Source organism: Pseudomonas sp. PA-6-3C, assembly GCF_021605825.1.
GTDB classification, from domain to species: domain Bacteria; phylum Pseudomonadota; class Gammaproteobacteria; order Pseudomonadales; family Pseudomonadaceae; genus Aquipseudomonas; species Aquipseudomonas edaphica.
The window spans coordinates 1-24,379 of record NZ_WKDV01000024.1 but is presented as its reverse complement, the minus strand read 5'-3'; the positions used below and the strand labels follow the sequence as shown (position 1 = coordinate 24,379).

Below are 24,379 nucleotides of genomic sequence, written 5' to 3'. Positions count from 1 at the left end.
CCATGTCACCCCCTGCCTGCCAAATCCCTTAATTTTCCAAGCCTGCCGGACGCCACTCCAGGCCCTCGGCTGTGCCCGCGATTTTTTCCCGGCGCCAGCACACCCGCTTCAAACGGCAGCTGAATACGGACGTTCTACTCAACCGTGACTTATCAGGCAGGTTACCCCATGCAGTTCAGTGAATTATTGGCAGCGATTTCCACCCATGCGATCCGTCTTCAATTGGAAGAAGGCGACCTGATTATTCTCGGCGATGACGAAGCCCTGGATGACGATCTGTGGGATCAACTGATCGCGCACAAACCTCAATTGCTTGCCTTCGTGGCTGAACACGGCGGTGACTGGCTAAGCCCGGCTTACCGCATTACCCCCGACATGCTGGCACTGGTCACGCTCGACCAGCCGGCCATCGACCGCATTGTCGCCGCCATCCCCGGTGGCGCGGCGAATGTGCAGGATATTTACCCGCTGGCGCCGCTGCAGGAAGGCATGCTGTACCACCACCTTTCGGCGCAGCAAGGTGACCCCTACGTGCTGCACGCGCAGTTTGTGTTCGACAGCCGCGCGCGCCTTGACGCGTTTGCCGAGGCGCTGCAATGGGTGATCGACCGCCACGATATCCTGCGCACGTCTATGGCCTGGGAGCGTCTGGACGAACCGCTGCAAGTGGTGTGGCGCAAGGCGACCCTGGCCTGCGAAGAAGCCCATTTTGTCGACGGCGACCGCCTGGCGCAGTTGCTCGCGCGCTATGACGCCCGCACCTATCGCATGGACCTGGGCCAGGCACCGTTACTGCGCCTGGTGTTTGCCAATGACCCGGCCAACCAGCGCGTGGTGGCGATGCTGTTGTTCCATCACACCATCCTCGACCACACCGCCCTGGATGTGGTGCGCCATGAGATCCAACTGTATCTGGCCGGAGAGCACGCCCAGGCGGCCGAGCCGGTGGCGTTTCGCAGCTATATCGCCCAGGTGCGCCACGGCGTCAGCGAACAGGCGCATGAGGCGTTCTTCCGCGACATGCTGGCGGATATCGATGCGCCGACTTTGCCCTTCGGCCTGCAGGATGTACAAGGCGACGGGCACGGCATCGATGAAGTGCGTGTGCCCGTCGACAGCAGCCTGAGCCGCCGCCTGCGTGGCCTGGCACGGCCACTGGGCGTCAGCGTGGCGAGCATCATGCACCTGGCCCTGGCGCGCGTGCTGGGCGTGGTGTCCGGGCGCGATGCCGTGGTGTTCGGCACGGTGATGCTTGGCCGCATGGGCGCCGGCGATGGCGGTGAACGCGCGCTGGGTATGTTTATCAACACCTTGCCGTTGCGCGTGGACGTGGGCGAGCAGGGCGTGCGCACCGCGGTCAAGGCCACCCACGAACGCCTCACCACCTTGCTCAATCACGAGCATGCGTCCCTGGCGTTGGCCCAGCGTTGCAGCGGTGTGGCGGCGCCGACGCCGCTGTTCAGTGCGATGCTCAACTACCGTCACAGTGCCGCCACCGACATGGCGGCGGTGATCGAGGTGGCCGAAGGCATCCAGGTTCTGGGCGCCGAAGAGCGCACCAACTACCCGCTGACAGTCAACGTCGACGACCTGGGTGAAGACTTTGCGCTGACGGTCATGGTTGATGCGTCCATCGGCGCGCAACGGGTCGCCGGTTACCTGCACACGGCCCTGCACAGCCTGGCCGAGGCCCTGGAGCAGCGACCGGATATGCCGCTCTGCGGCCTGAATATCCTGCCCGATACCGAACGTCACCATCTGCTGCACCGCCTCAATCAAAGCCCCGCGCACTACAGCGACACGGCCCTGATCCACGCGCAAGTCGAAGCCCACGCCGCCGCTCAACCCAATGCCATCGCCCTGCGTTTCGACACCCAGCGCATCACCTACCGCCAACTCAACGAACGTGCCAACCAGGTCGCCCACCGCCTGCTGGCCGAGGGCATTCGCCCTGATGATCGCGTGGCGATCTGCGTCGAGCGTGGCCCGGAGATGATTATTGGTCTGCTGGGTATCCTCAAGGCTGGCGCCGGTTATGTGCCCATCGACCCGGCTTACCCGCTGGAGCGCATCGCCTATACCCTGGCCGATAGCGCGCCCGTGGCCGTGTTGGTACAAGCCGACACGCAGCATCTGGTCGGTGATTTGACCCGCATCGACCTCAACAGCCTGCGTGCAGAATCCATCGTCAACCCGCGCGTTGCGCTCAGCCCGGCCCACCTGGCCTATGTGATCTACACCTCCGGCTCCACCGGGCTGCCCAAAGGCGTGATGATCGAACACCGCCACGTGGCGCGGCTGTTCACCGCCACCGAGCATTGGTTTGGCTTCAACGCCAATGATGTGTGGGCGCTGTTCCATTCCTTCGCGTTCGACTTCTCGGTCTGGGAGATCTGGGGCGCGCTGATGCACGGCGGCCAGTTGCTGATCGTGCCGCAACTGGTCAGCCGCTCGCCGGATGAGTGCTACGCGCTGATCTGTGACGCGGGTGTGAGCATCCTCAACCAGACGCCCAGCGCATTTCGCCAGTTGATCGCGGCCCAGAGCGCCCAGGCGCATTCACTGCGCCAGGTTATTTTCGGCGGCGAAGCCCTGGAACCGGGCATGCTCAAACCGTGGTACGCCCGCGCCATCAACGCTGGCACCCAATTGGTCAACATGTACGGCATCACCGAAACCACCGTGCACGTGACCTACCGCGCCCTGGAAGCGGCGGATGCGCAGTTGGTTGGCGTCAGCCCGATTGGTGTGCGCATTCCCGACCTGCAGCTGTATGTGCTGGATGCGCGTCGCGAGCCGTTGCCGATGGGTGTGGTCGGCGAGTTGTATGTCGGCGGCGCCGGTGTGGCGCGCGGTTACCTCAACCGTGACCAACTGAATGCCGAACGTTTCCTGGCCGACCCGGCCACCGGCCTGCGCATGTACAAGACCGGTGACCTCGGCCGCCTGCTGGCCGATGGCAGCGTCGAATACCTGGGCCGTAACGATGACCAGGTGAAGATCCGCGGCTTCCGCATTGAACTGGGCGAAATCGAAGCCACTCTGGCCAGCGCCAACGGCGTGCGTGACGCGGTGGTTATCGCCCGTGAAGACGAGCCCGGTGACAAACGCCTGGTGGCCTACGTGATCGCCGAGCGCGAACTCGGTGCCGCTGAACTGCGCGACCATCTGCTGCTGAGCCTGGCCGAATACATGGTGCCCAGCGCCTTCGTGCTGCTGGACCAATTCCCGCTGACCACCAACGGCAAGCTCGACCGCAAAGCCTTGCCCGCGCCGGATGCCGACGCCCTCGCGCGGCGAGACTACGCCGCCCCGCAAGGCGCTGTGGAAAGCACCATCGCCGGCATCTGGCAGTCGCTGTTGAAACTCGACAACGTCGGGCGCGACGACAACTTCTTCGAGCTGGGCGGCCACTCGCTGCTGGCGGTCAAGCTGATCGAACGCATGCGCCAGGTGGAGTTGAGCTGCGACGTGCGCGTGCTGTTCGGCCAACCCACCTTGCGCGCACTCGCCGCGGCGGTGGGCGGGCAGCAGGAAGTCCAAGTGCCGGCCAATCGGATCACGGCGAGCAGCGCACACATCAGCCCCGACATGCTGCCGCTGGTGGCGCTGGACCAGGCCGCCATCGACCACATCCTCCAGCATGTGCCCGGTGGCATCGCCAACGTGCAAGACATCTACGGCCTGGCGCCGTTGCAGGCCGGCATTCTGTATCACCACCTGGCAACCACCGAGGGCGACCCCTACGTGTTGCAGGTACAGTTCAGTTTTGCTGACCAAGCGGCGGTGGACGCGTTTACCCGCGCCTTGCACTGTGTGATCGAGCGTAACGACATCCTGCGCACCGGCATTCTGTGGGAAGGCCTGGATGAGCCGGTGCAAGTGGTGTTGCGCCAGGCGCCGCTGCACGTCGAGCGCCTCGACGTGCCGGCCGATGATGCGCTGGCGCAGCTGCAACAGCGCTTTGACCCACGCCATTTCCGCCTCGACCTGAGCCGCGCGTCGCTGATGCATTTCGGTTATGCGCAACAACAGGATGGCTTTGCAGGCATCCTGCTGCTGCACCATATCCTGCTCGACCACACCGCCCTGCAGGTGTTGGTGGAGGAGATGAGCGCCAGCCTGGCCGGCCACAGCACGCAACTGCCGCCGGCGGTGCAATACCGCAATTACGTGGCCCAGGCGCGTTTGGGCGTGACCCAGGCGCAACACGAAGCCTTCTTCAGCGACATGCTGGGTGATATTGACGAGCCCACGCTGGCGTTCGGTTTGCAGGATGTCAACGGCGACGGCAGCGGCATCGTCGAGGCGCATTTGCCGCTGGCCCCGGCGCTCAGCCAGGGCCTGCGCGAACAGGCGCGACAGCTGGGTGTCAGCAGCGCCAGCCTGGTGCACCTGGCCTGGGCGCAGGTGCTGGCCCAGGTTTCCGGCCAGCAGGATGTGGTGTTTGGCACCGTACTGCTGGGGCGCATGCAAGGCGGCGAGGGCGCCGACCGGGCGCTGGGCATGTTCATCAACACCTTGCCGCTGCGCGTCAGCCTGGGCGCCACCAGCGTGCAGGCCGGCGTGCGCGCCACCCATGCGCGCCTGGCGCAGTTGCTTGGGCACGAGCACGCTTCGCTGTCCCTGGCCCAGCGTTGCAGTGGTGTACCGGGTTCGTTGCCGCTGTTCAGTACCTTGCTCAACTTCCGTCACAGCGCCCCGGACGAGGCACCGGGAGACAGCCCGTTTGCCACCCACGGTATCGAGATTCTCAGTTCCCAGGAGCGCAGCAACTACCCGTTGGTGCTCAACGTCGATGACCTCGGCACCGGCTTTGCGCTGACCGTACAAGGCGTGGCCAGTCTGGATGTGCAGCGCGTGGGCGACTACATGCTCACCGCGCTCAGCCACCTGGTGACCGCGCTGCAACAAGCGCCGACCACCGCGTTGCAGGCGGTGTCGATTTTGCCGGCGGCCGAGCGTCACCAGCTGTTGGTCGAGTTCAACGCCACCGCGCGCCAATACCCGTCGCAGCTCACTGTGCACCAGCTGTTCGAAGCTCAGGCACTGGCGCGGCCCGAAGCCGTGGCGGCGGTGCAGGGGGCGTTGTCCTTGAGCTATCGTGACCTCAACCGCCGTGCCAACCGCCTGGCCCATCACCTGATCAACCAGGGCGTGCAACCGGGTGAGTGCGTGGCGATTGCGTTGCCACGCTCGCTGGATTTGCTGGTGAGCCAACTGGCGATCCTCAAGTGCGCAGCGGTGTATGTGCCGCTGGACATCAACGCGCCGCTCGAACGCCAGGCCTTTATGGTGCAGGACAGCGGAGCGCGGCATGTACTCCATACCCTGACCGACCTGAACCTGGATAGCCTGTCGCCGCGCAACCCGGAGCTTGCGCAGTCTTCGGACGAGGTGGCGTACATCATGTACACCTCCGGTTCCACTGGCGCGCCCAAAGGCGTGCAAGTGCCGCACCGCGCCGTCTCGCGGCTGGTACTCAACAACGGCTATGCCGATTTCAACGAGCGCGACCGCGTGGCCTTCGCCTCCAACCCGGCGTTCGACGCCAGCACCCTGGATGTGTGGGCGCCGTTGCTCAATGGCGGTTGCGTGGTGGTGGTCGAGCATGCGGTGCTGCTGTCCCAGGCCGCATTTGCCGAGCTGTTGCAGGAACAGGCCGTGAGCGTGCTGTGGATGACGGCAGGCTTGTTCCATCAATACGCCGACGCGTTGCTGCCGGTGCTGCGCCAGTTGCGCTACCTGATCGTCGGCGGCGATGTGCTTGACCCGCTGGTGATCGGCCGGGTGCTCAAGCACGGCAAGCCGCAACACCTGTTAAACGGCTACGGGCCGACCGAAGCCACCACCTTCTCGACCACGTTTGAAATCACCACGCCGGGCGCGGGCGCTGTGCCTATCGGCCGACCTATCGCAAATGCACAGGCCTATGTGCTGGATGCGCGCCAGCAGCCGCTGGCGTTGGGTGTGGTCGGCGAGCTGTACATCGGCGGTGCAGGCGTGGCCAAGGGGTACTTGAACCAGCCGCAACTGACGGCCGAAAAATTCATCCCCAACCCGTTCGGTGAAGGCCTGTTGTACCGCACCGGCGACCTTGCCAGCTGGCAGGCCGACGGTACCTTGCTGTACCAGGGGCGCAATGATTTGCAGGTGAAGATCCGTGGTTTCCGCATCGAGCCCGGCGAAATCGAGAGCTGCCTGGCGACCTTCCCAGACGTGCGCGATGTTGTGGTAGTGGCCCGCGAAGACGAGCCCGGCGACAAACGCCTGGTGGCGTACTACACCGCCTCGGCAGCGTTGCCAATCGAAGCCCTGCGCGGCCATCTGCAAGGCCAGCTACCGGATTACATGGTGCCGTCGGCTTATATGTGGCTTGAGCTGTTACCGCTTACCGCCAATGGCAAGCTGGACCGCAAAGGCCTGCCGGTGCCGGATCAAAGTGCGCTGCTCAGCCGTGGCTACGAAGCCCCGGAAGGTGAAGTGGAAACCGTGCTGGCGCAGATCTGGCAGGACGTGCTCAAGCTCGAACGCGTCGGGCGCCATGATCATTTCTTCGAGTTGGGCGGGCATTCGTTGCTGGCGGTCAGCCTGATCGAACGCATGCGCCAGGTCGGCCTGAGCGCGGACGTGCGCGTGCTGTTCAGCCAGCCGAGCCTGGCGGCACTCGCGGCGGCAGTCGGCAGTGGGCGTGAAATTGTGGTGCCGGCCAATGGCATTGTGCCGGGCTGCACACAGATCACGCCGTCGATGCTGACCCTGGTGCAGCTTGATCAACCGGCAATCGAGCGCATCGTCGCCAACGTGCCCGGTGGTGCGGCCAATGTGCAGGATATCTACCCGCTGGCGCCGTTGCAGGAAGGCATTCTTTATCACCATATCAGCGCCGAACAGGGCGACCCGTACCTGCTGCAATCGCGCATGGCGTTCGATAGCCTGGAGCGTTTGCACGGATTTATGGGCGCGCTGCAACAGGTAGTAGCGCGTCACGACATCCTGCGCACCGGCGTGGTCTGGGAAGGGTTGGACAGCCCGGTGCAAGTGGTCTGGCGCGACGCGCAACTGAGTGTGCAGGAGGTGATCCTGGACCCGGCCGAGGGCGGCATCATCGAGCAATTGCACGCACGTTTCGATGCCCGTCACTACCGCCTGGACATTACCCAGGCGCCATTGCTGCGGATGGTTTACGCCCAGGACCCGGCGAATAACCGAGTCGCAGCGATCCTGCTGTTCCACCACCTGGCGCTGGACCATACGGCCATGGAAGTGGTGGGCCAGGAGATGCGCGCGTTTCTGTTCAACCAGGCGGACGCGCTGCCCGTGGCGGCGCCGTTTCGCAACTACGTGGCCCAGGCACGCCTGGGCGTGAGCGTGGCCGAGCATGAACAGTTCTTCGGCGCCATGCTCGCCGATGTGGACGAACCGACCTTGCCGTTTGGCGTGCAGGACGTGCAGGGTGATGGCCGTGATATCGAAGAGGCCGAGCAGCACCTGGACGCGGCGCTGGCCATGCGCGTGCGTGAGCAGGCGCGCCTGTTGGGCGTAAGTGCGGCGAGCCTGATGCACCTGGCCTGGGCGCAAGTGCTGGGCCTGGTGTCCGGGCGTGATGACGTGGTGTTTGGCACTGTATTGATGGGGCGCATGCAGGCAGGTGAGGGCGCCGATCGGGCGCTGGGCATGTTTATCAACACCTTGCCGCTGCGGGTGAATGTCGCGGCGGGCGCCGCCGTGGCGGTCAAGGCCACCCATTCGCGCTTGAGCGCCTTGCTCGGGCACGAACACGCGTCCCTGGCGCTGGCCCAGCGTTGCAGCGGCGTGCCGACCAGCGTGCCGCTGTTCAGCGCCTTGCTCAATTTCCGCCACAGCCGCCCCGACGAAATGGCCCGCGATGGCCACGGCATCTGGGAAGGCGTGCAACTGCTGGGCGGTGAAGAGCGCAGCAACTACCCGCTGACCTTGAGCGTGGATGATTTTGGTGCAGGCTTTGGCCTCAGCGTGCTGGCGCTGCCGCAGATCGGCGCCCAGCGGCTGTGCGGCTATATGCATAACGCCGTGGAGCAACTGGTCGAGGCCTTGGAAAACGCCGTCGATACCGCGCTCAACCGCCTGCCGATACTGCCGTCGGCCGAACGCGACACCCTGCTGCACGAATTCAACACAACGGCTGCAGATTTCCCCACCGGGCACACCCTGCACGGTGCCTTTGAAGCCCAGGTCGAGCGCCAGCCCCACGCAATTGCGGTGCAGCAGGGCGAACGGTCGCTGACCTACCAGCAACTCAATCAACGCGCCAACCAACTGGCCCATCACCTGCTCGCGCTCGGCGTACGGCCGGACGATCGCGTGGCGATCTGCTGCCGTCGTGGCCCGCAGATGCTGATCGGGCTGCTGGGCATACTCAAGGCCGGCGCCGGTTATGTGCCGATCGACCCGGCCTATCCTGCCGAGCGCATTGCTTATCTGTTGCAGGACAGTGCGCCGGTGGCCGTGCTGGCTGAGTCCAGTACTCAAGCGTTGCTGGGGGCGTTCGCCACAGTCGACCTGCTGGGCGAAAGCTGGCAGCACCACGCGGTCAGCAATCCGCAGCTCGCAGCGCTGACCCCGGCGCACCTGGCCTACGTGATCTACACCTCCGGCTCCACCGGCCAACCCAAAGGCGTGATGGTGGAGCATCGCAATGTGGAAAACCTGGTGCACTGGCACTGCGAAGCCTTCGGCCTGGACGCGCGCAGCCATACCAGCAGTGTCGCCGGTTTTGGCTTCGACGCTATGGCCTGGGAAGTCTGGCCGGCGCTGTGTGCCGGTGCGACCCTGCACTTGCCGCCTGCCACGGTGGGCAATGAAAACATCGACGAACTGCTGGCCTGGTGGCTGGCGCAGCCGCTGGACGTCAGCTTCCTGCCCACGCCAGTGGCCGAATACGCCTTCAGCCAGCACCTGCAACACCCGACCTTGCGCATCCTGCTGATTGGCGGCGACCGCCTGCGGCAGTTCACCCAGGAGCGACGTTTTGCGCTGATCAACAACTACGGACCGACCGAGGCCACGGTGGTCGCCACCTCCGGCCGTGTCCGCGCCGGGCAGGTGCTGCATATCGGCCGGCCGGTGGCGAATGCCAGCACCTACTTGCTCGATGCACAGCTGCGCCCGGTGCCGGTGGGCGTGGCCGGTGAGCTGTATGTGGGCGGCAGCGGCGTGGCGCGCGGTTACCTGAACCGTGCGGACCTGACCGCCGAACGCTTCCTGCAAGACCCGTTCAACCCGGGGCGCATGTACCGCACTGGCGACCTGGCGCGCTGGTTGCCCGACGGTAATATCGAGTACCTGGGCCGCAATGATGATCAGGTCAAAGTGCGTGGCGTACGCGTGGAGCTGGGCGAGATCGAAAGTCGCCTGGCGGCAGTGGAAGGCGTTGGCGAGGCCGTGGTGCTGGTGCGCGAAGGCCGTTTGCTGGCCTGGTTCACGGAAAACTACCCGCTGGCGATTGAAACCCTGCGTTCGCAGCTACAAGCACAACTGCCCGACGCGCTGGTGCCGGTGGCCTACATCAAGCTCGACGCATTGCCCCTGACCGCCAACGGCAAGCTGGATCGCAAGGCCTTGCCGGAACCTGACCAGGCGGCGGTGCTCTCCCGCGACTATGAAGCGCCCCAGGGCGCAGTGGAAATCACCCTGGCGCGGATCTGGGCCGAGGTGTTGCAGGTCGAACAGGTCGGCCGTCATGACCACTTCTTCGAGCTCGGCGGCCATTCGTTGCTGGCCGTGAGCCTGATCGAACGCATGCGTCAAGCGGACCTCAGCGCGGATGTCCGTGTGCTGTTCAGCCAGCCGACCCTGGCCGCGCTGGCGGCTGCCGTGGGCAGTGGCCGCGAAGTGCAGGTGCCGGCCAACCGGATCGCAACGGATTGCGTGCGCATCACCGCTGACATGCTGCCGCTGGTTGATATCGACCAGTCGACCCTCGATCACGTCGTCAGCCGCATCCCCGGTGGCGCGGCCAACGTGCAGGATATCTACCCGCTGGCGCCGTTGCAGGAGGGCATTCTTTACCACTACCTCACCGCCGAACAGGGCGACCCGTACCTGCTGCAATCGCACCTGGCCTTCGACAGCCTCGAGCGCCTGCAGGCCTTCGCCTATGCGCTGCAACAGGTGATCAACCGCCATGACATCCTGCGCACGGGTGTGGTCTGGGAAGGCCTTGCGCAACCGCTGCAAGTGGTGTGGCGCCAGGCCCGATTGCCGCTTGAAGAGCTGCAGTTGCAGGGCGATGTACTCGCCGGCCTGCACGCGCGTTTTGATGCGCGGCGTTATCGCCTGGACATCAGCCAGGCGCCGCTTATCTGCCTCAAGTACGCCAAGGACCCGGCCAACCAGCGCGTGGTGGTGGTGTTGCTCTATCACCATATTGCGCTGGACCACACCGCGTTCGACGTGGTGCTGCGTGAAATGCAAGGGCATTTGTTGGGGCACGCCGCCCCGACGGCGGCGCCGATGCCGTACCGCAACTACGTGGCCCAGGCGCGATTGGGCGTCAGTGAGCAGGAGCACGAGGCGTTCTTTCGCGAGATGCTCGCCGATGTCGATGAACCGACCTTGCCGTTCGGCTTGCAGGACGTGCGCGGCGACGGCAGCGCGATTGAGGAACACAGCCTGCACCTGGACAACGACCTCAACCGCCGCCTGCGGGCCCAGGCACGTATACTCGGTGTGAGCACGGCGAGCCTGTTCCACCTGGCCTGGGGCCAAGTGTTGGCGGCCACTTCGGGGCGCCACAGCGTGGTGTTCGGCACCGTGCTGGTCGGCCGATTGCAAGGCGGTGAGGGCGCTGATCGTGCGCTCGGGGTGTTTATCAATACCTTGCCGCTGCGCCTGGATATCGACGCGCAAGGCGCACGCGATGCCGTGCGTGCCACCCACACGCGGCTCACCGCGTTGCTCGGCCATGAGCACGCGTCCCTGGCCCTGGCCCAGCGTTGCAGCGGGGTGGCGGCCCCGGCGCCGTTGTTCAGCTCGATGCTCAACTATCGCCATCGCGGCGCCGCGACGCGTTCTGCCGAGGCGCAACACGCCTGGGAAGGCATGCAGACGCTGGTCAACGATGGCCGCACCAACTACCCGCTGACCCTCAACGTGGATGACTTGGGCGATGGTTACGATATCACCGCGCTGGCGCAGGTTGACGCGCAACGGGTGTGTGGTTACCTGCAGAACGCCCTGGCCGGGCTGGTCGAAGCCTTGGAGCAGGCACCGCACCAGGCGCTCAATCGCCTGCCGATCCTGGGCGCCGAGGAACGCCAAAAACTGCTGGTAGCGTTCAACGCCACCGAGGTCGCTTACAACCTCGACCAGACCCTGCACGGCCTGTTCGAGGCTCAGGTCGAACGCACCCCTGATGCGGTGGCGGTCAAGGCCGGTGACCAGCAGTTGACCTACCGGGCACTCAACGAACGCGCCAACCGCCTGGCCCATCACCTGCGCGAGCTCGGCGTGCAGCCGGATTCGCGCGTGGGTATTTGCGTCGAGCGTGGCCTGGACATGGTGGTCGGCCTGTTCGCGATCCTTAAGGCTGGTGGCGGTTATGTGCCGCTGGACCCGGCGTATCCACTCGAACGCATCGCTTACATGCTGCAAGACAGCGCGCCGGTGGTGGTACTGGCGCAAGGCGCAACCCGCCAGTTGTTGGGTGACGTGCCGGTGCTGGACCTGGATCACCTCACCTGGCAACACCACAGCACGAGCAACCCGCTGGTGCCAGGCCTTACCGCCCGGCACCAGGCCTATGTGATCTACACCTCCGGCTCCACCGGCCAGCCCAAAGGCGTGATCAATGAACACGCCGGCGTGGTCAACCGCTTGCTGTGGATGCAGGACGCCTATGGCCTCAAGGCCCATGACGCGGTGCTGCAGAAAACCCCGTTCAGCTTCGACGTGTCGGTGTGGGAATTCTTCTGGCCGCTGTTTACCGGCGCACGGTTGGTGATGGCCCGCCCGGGTGGGCACAAAGAGCCGGAGTACCTGTGCCAGGTGATTGAGGCTGAGCAGATCACCACCTTGCATTTCGTGCCGTCGATGCTCGATGTGTTCCTGGCCCATGGTGATGTCAGCCAGGCCATAGGGCTGGCGCGGGTGATGTGCAGCGGCGAAGCCTTGCCGGGCAGCCTGGTACGGCGCTTCAAAGCACAACTGCCGGGGGTTGGCCTGTACAACCTGTACGGCCCGACAGAAGCGGCGGTCGATGTCACCGCGTGGAACTGCGCGCGGCCCGACGTGCCGGACAATACGCCGATCGGCAAGCCGATTGCCAATACACGCATGTACGTGCTGGACGCCCAGTTGCAGCCGGTGCCATTGGGTGTAGTGGGGGAGTTGTTCATCGGCGGCGTGCAAGTGGCGCGCGGGTATTTGAACCGCCCGGAACTGACCGCCGAACGCTTCCTCAAGGACCCGTTCACCGACGGGCGCATGTACCGCACCGGCGACGTCGGCCGTTACCTGCCCGACGGCAATATCGAATACCTGGGCCGCAACGATGACCAGGTGAAGATCCGTGGCCTGCGCATCGAACTGGGTGAAATCCAGGCGCGCCTGTTGGAGCATCCGCAGGTCAACGAGGCCGCCGTGGTCGCCCGCGAGGACCGTCTGGTGGCGTACTACACCGGCGCACACACCGACATCGACCGCTTGCGCGCCCACCTGTTGCAGCACTTGCCGGACTTTATGGTGCCCGCCGTGTTTGTGCACCTCGACGCATTGCCACTGAGCCCCAACGGCAAACTCGACCGCAAGGCACTGCCGGTGCCGGGCATGGACGCGCTGAGTGTGCGCGAATACGCAGCGCCCGAAGGCGACACCGAAATCCTTATGGCAGCGCTGTGGGTTGAACTGCTCAACGTTGAGCGCGTTGGGCGCCATGACAACTTCTTTGAGCTGGGCGGGCACTCGCTGCTGGCCGTGAGCTTGATCGGACGCCTGCGCCAGGAAGGCCTGGAAGCCGATGTGCGGGCGCTGTTCGAACAGCCGAGCCTGGCCGGCTACGCCGCTATTATCGAACGAATGGAGATCGTCCTGTGAGCATTTCTGAGTTATTGAGCACGCTGAAAGCCAAGGACGTGCAACTGGCGCTCAAGGGCGAGCAGTTGTCGGTGCAAGGCAACAAACAAGCGCTGAGCGACCCTTTGATCCTGGCGGCGTTGCGCGAGCACAAAGCGGCCTTGATCGAACTGATCAAGGCCGGTGAATACTCGGCCTCCAAGGCCGGTGAAGTGCAGGTGCCGGCCAATGGCATCCCGCTAGGTGCCGAGCACATCACCCCGGCGATGCTGAGCCTGTCGACGTTGAGCCAGGACGAGATCGAGCGCATCGTGGCCACGGTCGACGGCGGTGTGGCGAATATCCAGGACATTTACCCGCTGGCGCCGTTGCAGGAAGGCATTCTGTTCCACCACGTCAGCGCCGAGCAGGGCGACCCCTATGTGATGCAGTCGCAGTTCGCGTTCGACAGCCTGGAGCGTTTCGAGGCCTTTGCCCAAGCGTTGCAGCGCGTGATGGACCGCCACGATATCCTGCGCACCGGCGTGGTCTGGGACGGTTTGCAGCAACCCTCGCAAGTGGTGTGGCGCCAGGCCCGCCTGCCGGTGCAGGCGCTGCAATTGAACCCGGCCGACGGCGATATCGCCGCCCAACTGCACGGGCTGTTCGACGCCCGCCACTATCGCCTCGACGTGACCCGGGCGCCGCTGCTGCGCCTGGTGCGGGCCGACGACCGGCTGAACCAGCGCATTGTCGCCACCTTGCTGTTCCACCATATGGCCCTCGACCACAGCGCCCTCGAAGTGGTGTGCCATGAAATGCAGGCGTGCCTGCTGGGGCAGGGCGCGGCGCTTGGCCAGGCCGTGCCGTTTCGCAATTATGTGGCGCAGGCACGCCTGGGTATCAGCGAGCCGGAACACGAAAATTTCTTCCGCCAGATGCTCGGCGATATCAGCGAGCCGACCCTGCCATACGGCTTGCAGGACGTGCAGGGCGATGCCCGTGGCATCAGCGAAGTCAGCCTGCCTTTGCCCGCAGCACTCAGCCGGCGGTTGCGCGCGCAAGCCCGGCAATTGGGCGTGAGTGCCGCCAGCCTGTTCCATATGGGCTGGGCGCAGGTGTTGGCGGTGCTGGCCGGTAAAGAGCAGGTGGTGTTCGGCACCGTATTGATGGGCCGCATGCAAGGCAGCCATGACACGGATCGGGCGCTGGGCATTTTCATCAACACCTTGCCGTTTCGCGTCGACGTGGACGCCCAGGACCTACGCACCGGGGTCAAGGCCACCCACGCGCGGCTCACCACCTTGTTGCGCCATGAACACGCGCCGCTGGCCCTGGCCCAACGCTGCAGCGGGGTGGTGGCGCCGACGCCGCTGTTCAGCGCCTTGCTCAACTATCGCCACAGCGCCCCGGCCGCCAGCGCCGAAGCCGTGTCGGCCTGGCACGGGATCGCCGCGCTCAGCGCCGAAGAACGCACCAACTACCCGCTGACCCTGAGTGTGGATGACCTGGGTGACGGCTTTGGCCTGAGCCTGCTGGCCAGCCAGCGGGTCGACCCGCAGCGGGTGTGCGGCTATCTGCAAACCGCCCTGGAGAACCTGGTGACGGCGCTGGAGCAGGCACCGCACACCGCGCTCAATCAGCTGTCGGTGCTGCCTGCCGCCGAGCAGCAACTGTTGCTTGAGCAGTTCAACGCCACCCACGCCGATTTCCCCCAGAGCAGTACCTTGCACGGGCGCGTCGAAGCCCAGGCCGCGCTCACGCCGGAGGCGATTGCCGCCGTGCAGCAGGGCCGCCAACTGACTTACGCCGAACTCAACCAGCAAGCCAACCTGCTGGCCCATCACCTGTTGGCGCTGGGGGTCAAACCCGATGACCGCGTGGCCATCGTCGCGCGGCGTGGCCTGGACACCCTGGCCGGGTTGCTGGCCATCCTCAAGGCTGGCGCCTGCTATGTGCCGGTCGACCCTTCGCACCCGGCCGAGCGCCTGAGCTACCTGCTAAGCGACAGCGCCCCGGTGGCGGTGCTGACCCAACAGGCACTGCTCGAGCGCTTGCCGGCGCTGGACGTGCCGGTGATCCAGCTGGACCGCTACACCTGGCAGCACCATTCAGCCAGCAATCCAAAAGCCGCCGTCAGCCCTTCGAACCTCGCCTATGTGATCTACACCTCCGGCTCCACCGGCCTGCCCAAAGGGGTGATGGTGGAGCACCACACGGTGGCCAACCTGGTGGACTGGCATTGCCGCGCCTTTGACTTGTGCGCCGGGCGCCACACCGCCAGTGTTGCCGGCTTTGGTTTTGATGCGATGGCCTGGGAAGTGTGGCCGGCGCTGTGTGTCGGCGCGACCCTGCACCTGCCGCCCGCCACGGACGGCGCCGAAGATATCGACGCGCTGCTGAGCTGGTGGTGCGCGCAGCCACTGGACGTGTGCTTCCTGCCCACGCCGGTGGCCGAATACGCGTTCAGCCAGCACATCGAACACCCTACATTGCGCACCTTGCTCATCGGCGGTGACCGCCTGCGCCAGTTTGCGCGGGCACAGCGATTTGAGTTGATCAACAACTACGGCCCCACCGAAGCCACGGTGGTTGCCACTTCCGGCAAGGTCGAAGCAGGCCAGCCGTTGCATATTGGCAAACCGGTGGCCAATGCCACGGTGTACCTGCTCGATGAACAACAACGGCCGGTGCCATTGGGGGTAGCCGGTGAGCTGTACGTGGGCGGCAAGGGCGTGGCGCGTGGTTACCTCAACCGCCCGGACCTGACCGCCGAGCGCTTCCTGCATGACCCGTTCAACCCGGGGCGCATGTACCGCACCGGCGACCTGGCGCGTTGGTTGCCGGACGGTACGCTTGAATACCTGGGGCGCAACGATGATCAGGTGAAGATCCGTGGCATGCGTATCGAGCTTGGCGAGATTGAAACCCAGCTCGGCCAACTGCCTGGGATCCAGGAAGCGGTGGTGCTGGTGCGCGAGGAGCGACTGGTCGCCTATTTCACCGAGAGCCCGCAACTCGACCCGCTGGCGGTCGGTGATATCCGCGCCCACCTGGTTGCGCATCTGCCGGACTACATGGTCCCGGTCGCCTATGTGAAGCTCGAGGCGTTGCCACTCACCGCCAACGGCAAGCTCGACCGCAAGGCCTTGCCAGCGCCGGACATGGCCGCGGTGTTTACCCGCGAATACGCAGCGCCCGAGGGCGAGATCGAAAGCGTGCTCGCGCAGATCTGGGCCGATGTGCTGCAGGTGCAGCGTGTCGGGCGGCACGACCATTTCTTCGAACTGGGCGGGCACTCGTTGCTGGCGATGCGCATGGTCTCGCAAGTGCGCCAGCGCCTGGGGGTGGAACTGGTGCTGGGCGACTTGTTTGCCAATGCGGAGCTGGCGGCGGTCGCCGCAGTGCTGGCGCAGTCAGGGCGCAGCACCTTGCCGGATATTCTGCCGGCCAATCGTGATGAGCTCGTGCCGTTGTCGTTCGCCCAGCAGCGCCTGTGGTTTCTGGCGCTGATGGAAGGCGCCAATACCGCCTATAACATTCCCATCGGCCTGCGTTTGCGTGGCCAGTTGCATGTCGAGGCGCTGCAACGCGCGCTGGCGCGCATTGTTGCGCGGCATGAAACCCTGCGCAGCCGCTTTGCCCAACAGGGCGACCAAGCCCAGGTACTGATCGTACCCGCCGAAGAGATGCTGCCCCTGCAAGTGCAGGATTTGCGCCGCCACCCGCAACCGCAGCAGGCGCTGGATGCCTTGATTCAGGGCGAAGCCTCGGCACCGTTCGACCTGGAGCGCGGCCCGTTGCTGCGTGGGCGCCTGGTGGTGATGGCCGACGATCACCATGTGCTACTGCTGACCCTGCACCATATCGTTTCCGATGGCTGGTCGATGGGCGTGCTCACCCGTGAGTTGATGGCGCTGTATCAAGCCTTCAGCCACGGCATGCCTGACCCATTGCCAAGCCTGCCGATTCAGTACGGCGACTTCGCCGTGTGGCAGCGTTTGTGGCTGAGCGGCGAAGTGCTGCAGCGCCAAAGTACCTATTGGCAACAGGCACTGGCCGGTGCGCCGGCCTTGCTCACGCTGCCTACCGATCGCCCACGCCCTGTGCAGCAGGACTACGCCGGCAACAGCGTCGAAGTGCGCCTGGACGAACGCCTGACCGCCGGGCTCAAGGCCTTGAGCCAACGCCATGGCACCACGCTGTACATGACCTTGATGACGGCCTGGGCCTCCCTGCTGGCGCGGCTGTCCGGGCAACACGACCTGGTGATCGGCACGCCAGTGGCCAACCGTACCCGCAGCGAGGTGGAAGGGCTGATCGGCCTGTTCGTCAACACCCTGGCGGTGCGCATCGACACCTCGGGCGAGCTGAGCACCGAGGCCTTGCTGGCACGGGTCAAGGCGCTGACGCTGGCGGCCCAGGCGCATCAGGACTTGCCATTCGAGCAGGTGGTGGAAATCACCCGGCCGGTGCGCAGCCTGGCCCACAGCCCGCTGTTCCAGACCCTGATGAGCTGGCAAGACAGCAGCGCGCCGACCCTGGCGCTGGGCGACCTGGCCCTGGAAGGCATCGTCGAGAACAGCCACTTTGCCAAGTTCGACCTGTCGTTGAACCTGGGTGAAGTGCAGGGCAGCATTCTCGGCGCGCTGGAATTTGCCGTGGCGCTGTTTGATGAGTCGACCGTGCAGCGGTACGCCGGGTATTTCACCCGCACCTTGCAGGCCATGGTCGATAACGACCAGGCGGTGTTGGAACATGCGCCGTTGTTGGATGAGTGTGAGCGTCAGCACCTGCTGGTGGATTTCAACGCCACCGCGGTGGACTACAACCTCGACCAGACACTGCACGGGATGTTTGAAGCGCAGGTGGTGCGCACGCCGAACGCGATTGCGGTGAAGGCGGGTGAGCGGCAACTGACTTACGCCGAGCTGAATGCGCAGGCTAATCAGTTGGCCCATCACCTGCTGGCGCTGGGTGTACAGCCGGATTCGCGGGTGGCGATCTGCGTCGAGCGCAGCCTGGAGATGGTCATTGGCCTGTATGCGATCCTCAAGGCCGGCGCGGCGTATGTGCCGCTGGACCCGGCTTATCCGCAAGAGCGCCTGGCCTACATGCTGCAAGACAGTGCGCCGCTGGTGGTGCTGGCCCAAGGCGCAACACGTGGCTTGCTCGGCGCAGTGGCGGTAGTCGACCTGGACCAGCCCACCTGGCAGCATCTGCCCGCAGGCAACCCTCACGTCCAGGGCGTGAGCGCCTATGTGATCTACACCTCCGGCTCTACCGGCCAGCCCAAAGGCGTGATCAACGACCACGCCGGGGTAGTCAACCGCCTGCTGTGGATGCAGGACGAATACGGCCTGAACGCGCAGGATTCGGTGCTGCAGAAAACCCCGTTCAGCTTTGACGTATCGGTGTGGGAATTCTTCTGGCCGCTGTTTACCGGCGCGCGTCTGGTGATGGCGCGCCCCGGCGGGCACAAAGAGCCCGAATACCTGTGCGACGTGATCGAGGCCGAACAGATCACTACCTTGCACTTTGTGCCGTCGATGCTCGATGTGTTCCTGGCCCACGGCGATGTCAGCCAGGCCATAGGGCTAGCGCGGGTGATGTGCAGCGGCGAAGCCTTGCCGGGCAGTCTGGTGCGGCGCTTCAAGCAACAACTGCCAGGCAGCGAGCTGCATAACCTGTATGGGCCGACCGAAGCGGCCGTCGACGTAACCGCCTGGAACTGTGCCGGTCTGGTAACCCCGGACAACACGCCGATCGGCAAACCCATCGCCAACACCCGCATGTACCTGCTTGACAGCCAATTGCAACCGGTGCCGCTGGGTGTGGTGGGCGAGTTGTTTATCGCGGGCGTACAAGTGGCGCGCGGGTATCTGAACCGGCTGGAGCTGACCGCCGAGCGTTTCCTTGACGACCCCTTCAGGCAGGGGCGCATGTATCGCACCGGTGATGTCGGGCGTTACTTGCCGGACGGCAATATCGAGTACCTGGGGCGCAATGATGACCAGGTGAAAATTCGGGGTTTGCGCATCGAGCTGGGTGAGGTCCAGGCGCGGCTGCTCGAGCATCCTCAGGTCAACGAAGCCGCTGTAATCGCCCGTGAAGAGCGGCTGGTGGCTTACTACACCGGCACGCCGAGCGACATCGACGCGCTGCGCGGTCATCTGCTGCGGCATCTGCCGGAGTTCATGGTGCCGGCGATTTTCGTGCATCTGCAGGCGTTGCCGCTCAGCCCCAACGGCAAGCTCGACCGCAAGGCGCTGCCGACGCCGGGCCTGGATTCGGTGGTGGTGCGCGAGTACGAAGCGCCCCAGGGCGATACCGAAATGGCCTTGGCCAGCCTGTGGGCCGAACTGCTCAATGTTGAGCGCGTGGGCCGTCACGACAACTTCTTTGAACTGGGCGGGCATTCGCTGCTGGCCGTCAGTCTGATGGGGCGCATGCGCCGCCTGGGCTTGTCGGCGGATGTGAAGGTGCTGTTCGGCCAGCCGACGCTCTCGGCGTTGGCGGCGGCGCTGGGCAGTGGGCGCGAAGTGGCGGTGCCGGCCAATGGCATTGCCGAAGGCTGCAGCCACATCACCCCGGCTATGTTGCCCTTGATCCAGATGGACAAGGCTGCCGTCGACCGCATCGTCGCGTGCATTCCCGGCGGTGCGGCGAATGTGCAGGATATCTACCCGCTGGCGCCGTTGCAGGCCGGCATCCTGTATCACCATCGGGCTGTGCTTGAAGGCGATGCCTACCTGTTGCGGGCGCAGTTTGCCTTCGATAGCCGTCTGCGCCTGGACGCCTTTGCCCATGCATTGCAGGCGGTGATCCAGCGGCATGACATCCTGCGTTCCTCCTTCCATTGGGAGGGCCTGGAAGAACCGGTGCAAGTGGTTTGGCGTGAGGCCTCGCTCAGCGTTGAAACCGGTGCTGTGCCGCAGCGCCTGGACCTGACGCAAGCGCCGTTGATGCGGCTGATCTATACCGAGGAGCCGCAGCGCGTGGTCGCCACGTTGCTGTTCCATCATTTGGTGATGGACCACGTCGCGCTGGACATCCTGCAGCATGAAATGCTGGCGTTCCTGCTCGGCACCCAGCACAGGCTGGGCGCGGCCGTGCCGTATCGCAACTATGTGGCCCAGACTGTGGCCCAGACCCGCCTGGGCGTTGACAATCACGAAACCTTCTTGCGCGAAATGCTCGGTGAAATCGACGAGCCAACCGACGTCCAATACCTGGGCGCCGATGAACACGCGCATCTGGCCGTCGACCCGCAGTTGAGCCAGCGTCTGCGCACCCAGGCGCGCCAGGCTGGAGTGAGTGCCGCTAGCCTGATGCACCTGGCCTGGGCGCAGGTGCTGGGCAAGGTCAGTGGCCGCGAACAGGTGGTGTTCGGCACTGTAATGCTCGGCCGCCTGCAAGGCGGCGAAGGCGCCGAGCGCGCCATGGGCGTGTTTATCAATACCTTGCCGTTGCGCGTCGACCTGGGCGAACACTCGGTACGCACCGCACTGCGTGCCACCCATGCGCGCCTGACCCAATTGCTCAGCCATGAGCACGCGCCGCTGGCATTGGCCCAGCAGTGCAGCGGCGTGCCAGTGGGTACGCCGTTGTTCAACGTGCTGTTCAACTACCGCCACAGCGCGCCGCACAGTGGTGGCGTGGCCGACGCATGGCAGGGGATTGCGCTGCTCAGTGCCGAGGAGCAGACCAATTACGGGGTGTCGGTGAGTGTCGATGACCTTGGTGAGGGTTTCAGCCTGACCGCCATGGGGCAGGGCGCCCGGCGTTTGTGTGATTACCTGAACATTGCCCTTGAGCAACTGGTTGAGGCGCTGGAGCACCACAGTGATAGGGGCATCAGCCGCTTGCCAATCCTGCCGGCGGCCGAGCGTCAACAGCTGGCAGGTTTCAATGCCACCACCCGTGTGTTCCCCCGCGAGCACACGGTGCAGCGCTTGTTCGAAGCCCAGGCCCACGCACGGCCTGACGCGGTGGCTGCGTTGCACGCTGACGCGGTAATGAGCTACGGCGAACTCAACACCCGCGCCAACCGCTTGGCCCATCACCTGATGAGCCTGGGCGTACGCCCGGCCGATAACGTCGCGATCCTGCTGCCGCGTTCCCTGGACCTGCTGGTCAGCCAGTTGGCGATCCTCAAGTGTGCAGCGGCCTATGTGCCGCTGGACATAAACGCACCCGCCGAACGCCAGGGCTTCATGTTGCAGGACAGCGGCGCGAGCTGGCTGTTGACCCGCAGTGACGCGGCGCTTGAGTTCCCGGCGCGGCGCCTGGATCTGGACACCCTGACCCTGGACCCGCAACCGAGCCACAACCCTGACCTGTCGCAGTCCTCGGACAGCGTGGCGTACATCATGTACACCTCCGGCTCCACGGGCACACCGAAGGGCGTATTGGTGCCTCATCGCGGCATCACACGGCTGGTGCTCAACAACGGTTACGCCGACTTCAACGCCGCCGACCGCGTGGCGTTTGCCTCCAACCCGGCGTTCGACGCCAGCACCATGGATGTGTGGGGCGCGCTGCTCAACGGCGGCCAGGTGCAGGTGATCGACCATTCCACGTTGCTCGACCCCGCTGCATTCGGCCGTGCGCTGCACGGTGCGACGGTGTTGTTCGTGACCACCGCGTTGTTCAACCAGTACGTGCAGATGATCCCCGAAGCCCTGGCCGGCTTGCGCATTTTGCTCTGCGGCGGCGAGCGTGCCGACCCGGCGGCGTTCCGCAGCCTGCTGGCGCAGGCGCCGGGATTGCGCCTGGTGCATTGCTACGGGCCGACTGAAACCACCACCTACGCCACCACTTACGAGGTGCAGGCGATTGCCGCCGATGCTGACAGCGTGGCGGTCGGTCGACCGATTTCCAACACGCAGATTCATGTGCTGGATGCGTACTTGCAGCCACTGCCGGTGGGCGTGATCGGCGAAATCTGCATCGGCGGTGACGGCGTGGCCAAGGGTTATTTGAACCGGCCGGAGCTGACCGCCGAGAAGTTTGTCGACGACCCGTTCAACCCAGGCGCCTTGATGTACCGCACCGGCGACCTTGGCCGCTGGACAGCGGACGGCTTGCTGGAGTGCATCGGGCGTAACGACGACCAAGTGAAGATCCGTGGTTTCCGTATCGAGTTGGGCGAGATCGAAGCGTGCCTGGCGACCTTGGCGAGCATCCAGGACGTAGTGGTACTGGCCCGTGAGGACGTGCCCGGCGACAAGCGCCTGGTGGCGTATTTCACCTGGGCTGGCGAGCCCGTAGACATCGACAGTGTGCGTGCGCACCTGCACGGCCAGTTGCCGGACTACATGCTGCCGTCGGCCTATGTGCCGCTGGCGCAGTTGCCGCTGACGGCCAATGGCAAGATCGATCGCAAAGCCTTGCCGGTTCCGGCGTTGGAGGCCTTGCTCAGCCGCGACTTCGAGGCGCCGGCCGATGCACTGGAGCAGTCGCTCGCCGGCCTGTGGGCCAAGGTGTTGAAACTGGAGCAGGTGGGGCGTCACGACAGCTTCTTTGAGCTGGGCGGGCATTCCTTGCTGGCGATTCGACTGGTCAACCTGATGGAGGCAGCGGGCTTGCAGGTGTCGCTGGCCGAGCTGTTCCAGCACGTCAGCGTGGCCTCGGTGGCGGCGATGTTGCGCCAGCGCACCGGCGAGCCGGTGCGCGACACCTCGCTGATTACCGTGCGCAGCAGCGGATCGCAGCCGCCGTTGTTTCTGGTGCACGAGTTCAGTGGCATGGACGTGTATTTCCCGGCGTTGGGTCAGCACTTGCCCGGCGACTATCCGATCTACGGCCTGCCGGGCGCGGCACTGGGCGAGCCGCACCTGAACACCATGGAAGGCTTGGCGGCGCGCATGGTCGGCCTGATCCGCGAGGTCCAGCCACACGGGCCTTACCGCGTGGCGGGCTGGTCGTTTGGCGGCGTGCTGGCCTATGAAGTGGCGATGCAATTGCTGGGGCTGGATGAACCGGTAGCGTTCCTCGGCCTGATCGACAGCTACGTGCCGCGCATGACCGACCAAGGCAAGGCGCGCTGGAGTGGGCCGGATGCGCTTAAGCGGCATTTGCTGTTGCAGTGCACGGCGTATTGGAAAGCACAGGGAGGTGTGGATGAACTGGCGAGCCTTGAACAGCTTGAGGCGGGCATTGGACAGCTGGACTTTGCGGGTTTGCTGCAACGCTGTCGCGATCAAGGTCTGCTATACGCGCAAATGGCAGCGGCTACGGACGCGGACCTCTTGAGTTTTATCGAGCGTGAAGTCGGCCACGGGCATGCGCTGGCGCACTACAGCCTGTTCCTGCTGCCGGTGCCGGTGCATCTGTTCAGTGCCCGCGAACGGCCGACCGAGCTGTCGCGGCGCAGTGAGTCGCTGGGCTGGGAAGACGCTTTGGCGCCTGGGCAATTGCGCCGGGTCGAGGTGCCGGGCGATCACCAAAGCATGATGCAGGCGCCGCATATTCAAGGCTTGGGCGCGGCGATGGCGCAGGCCTTGGCCGCGAGTGCGCCGGTGATGGAAGCGGTGCATCAACCGGTGCTGCGCATTCAGAGTGGGCGTGCGGGGTTTGCGCCGGTGTTTTGTGTGCCGGGAGCGGGTGACAGCGTCACCGGGTTTGTGGGGTTGAGCGAGGCACTCGGGCGCGACTGGCCGCTGTTCGGTTTGCAGCCGCGCGGGCTGGATGGCGAGGCGGTGCCCCATAGCCAGGTGGAAGCGGCAGCGCAGTGTTACCTGGCGGCGCTGGCGCACGAGTGTCCGCGTGGGCCGGTGCATCTGGTCGGGCATTCATTTGGTGGCTGGGTCGCGCTGGAGATGGCGCTGCGCTTGCAGGCGATGGGCCGTGAGGTGGCGTCGTTGACGGTGATCGACAGTGAATCACCGGGCGGTGCGGGCAAGCCTTATTCGACCACGGCCGCGTTGTTGCGCTTGATTGAGGCCATGCAGTTGTCGGCGGGCAAGTCGCTGGGCATTGACCGGGTGGAGTTTGCCGGGCGCGATGAGGTGGCGCAGCAGCAATGGCTGCATGCGGGGATGGTGAGCGTGGGTTTGTTGCCGGGGCGTGCCAGTGTGGATGCGATGGCGGGGCCGGCGCGTACTTATGCGGCGGCGTTGCGCACGGTGTATCGGCCGGCGCAGCGGTTCAACGGGGTGGTGCGGTTGGTGTTGGCGCAGGATCCGGCGTTGGATGCGGCGGGTAATCAGCGTGAGCAGGGGTTGATGGTGGAAGGGTGGCGGCGCCAGGGGAGTGGGTTGCAGGTTTGGTATGGCGCGGGGAATCACTTTACGTTGCTTAAGGCGCCGAATGTTTTGGGGTTGGCGCGGTGGTGGCTTGAGGG

At 65.0% G+C, this 24,379-nt stretch carries 2 protein-coding genes; both read left to right on the top strand.

Annotated features, from left to right (window positions below; translation table 11 throughout):
• Positions 1 to 168: 168 nt before the first annotated feature.
• On the top strand, positions 169 to 13,074 hold the full coding sequence (locus tag GIW48_RS16985) for a non-ribosomal peptide synthetase (protein WP_236461924.1): 12,906 nt from the start codon (positions 169 to 171) through the stop codon (positions 13,072 to 13,074).
• A partial coding sequence (locus GIW48_RS16980; RefSeq protein ID WP_236490673.1) for a non-ribosomal peptide synthetase occupies positions 13,071 to 24,379 on the top strand: 11,309 nt, incomplete at its 3' end. The genes GIW48_RS16985 and GIW48_RS16980, both read left to right, overlap by 4 nt.

Excerpts from the sequence above, each read along its gene's own strand:
- GIW48_RS16985 (WP_236461924.1), top strand. The coding sequence starts at position 169 with ATGCAGTTCAGTGAATTATTGGCAGCGATTTCCACCCATGCGATCCGT.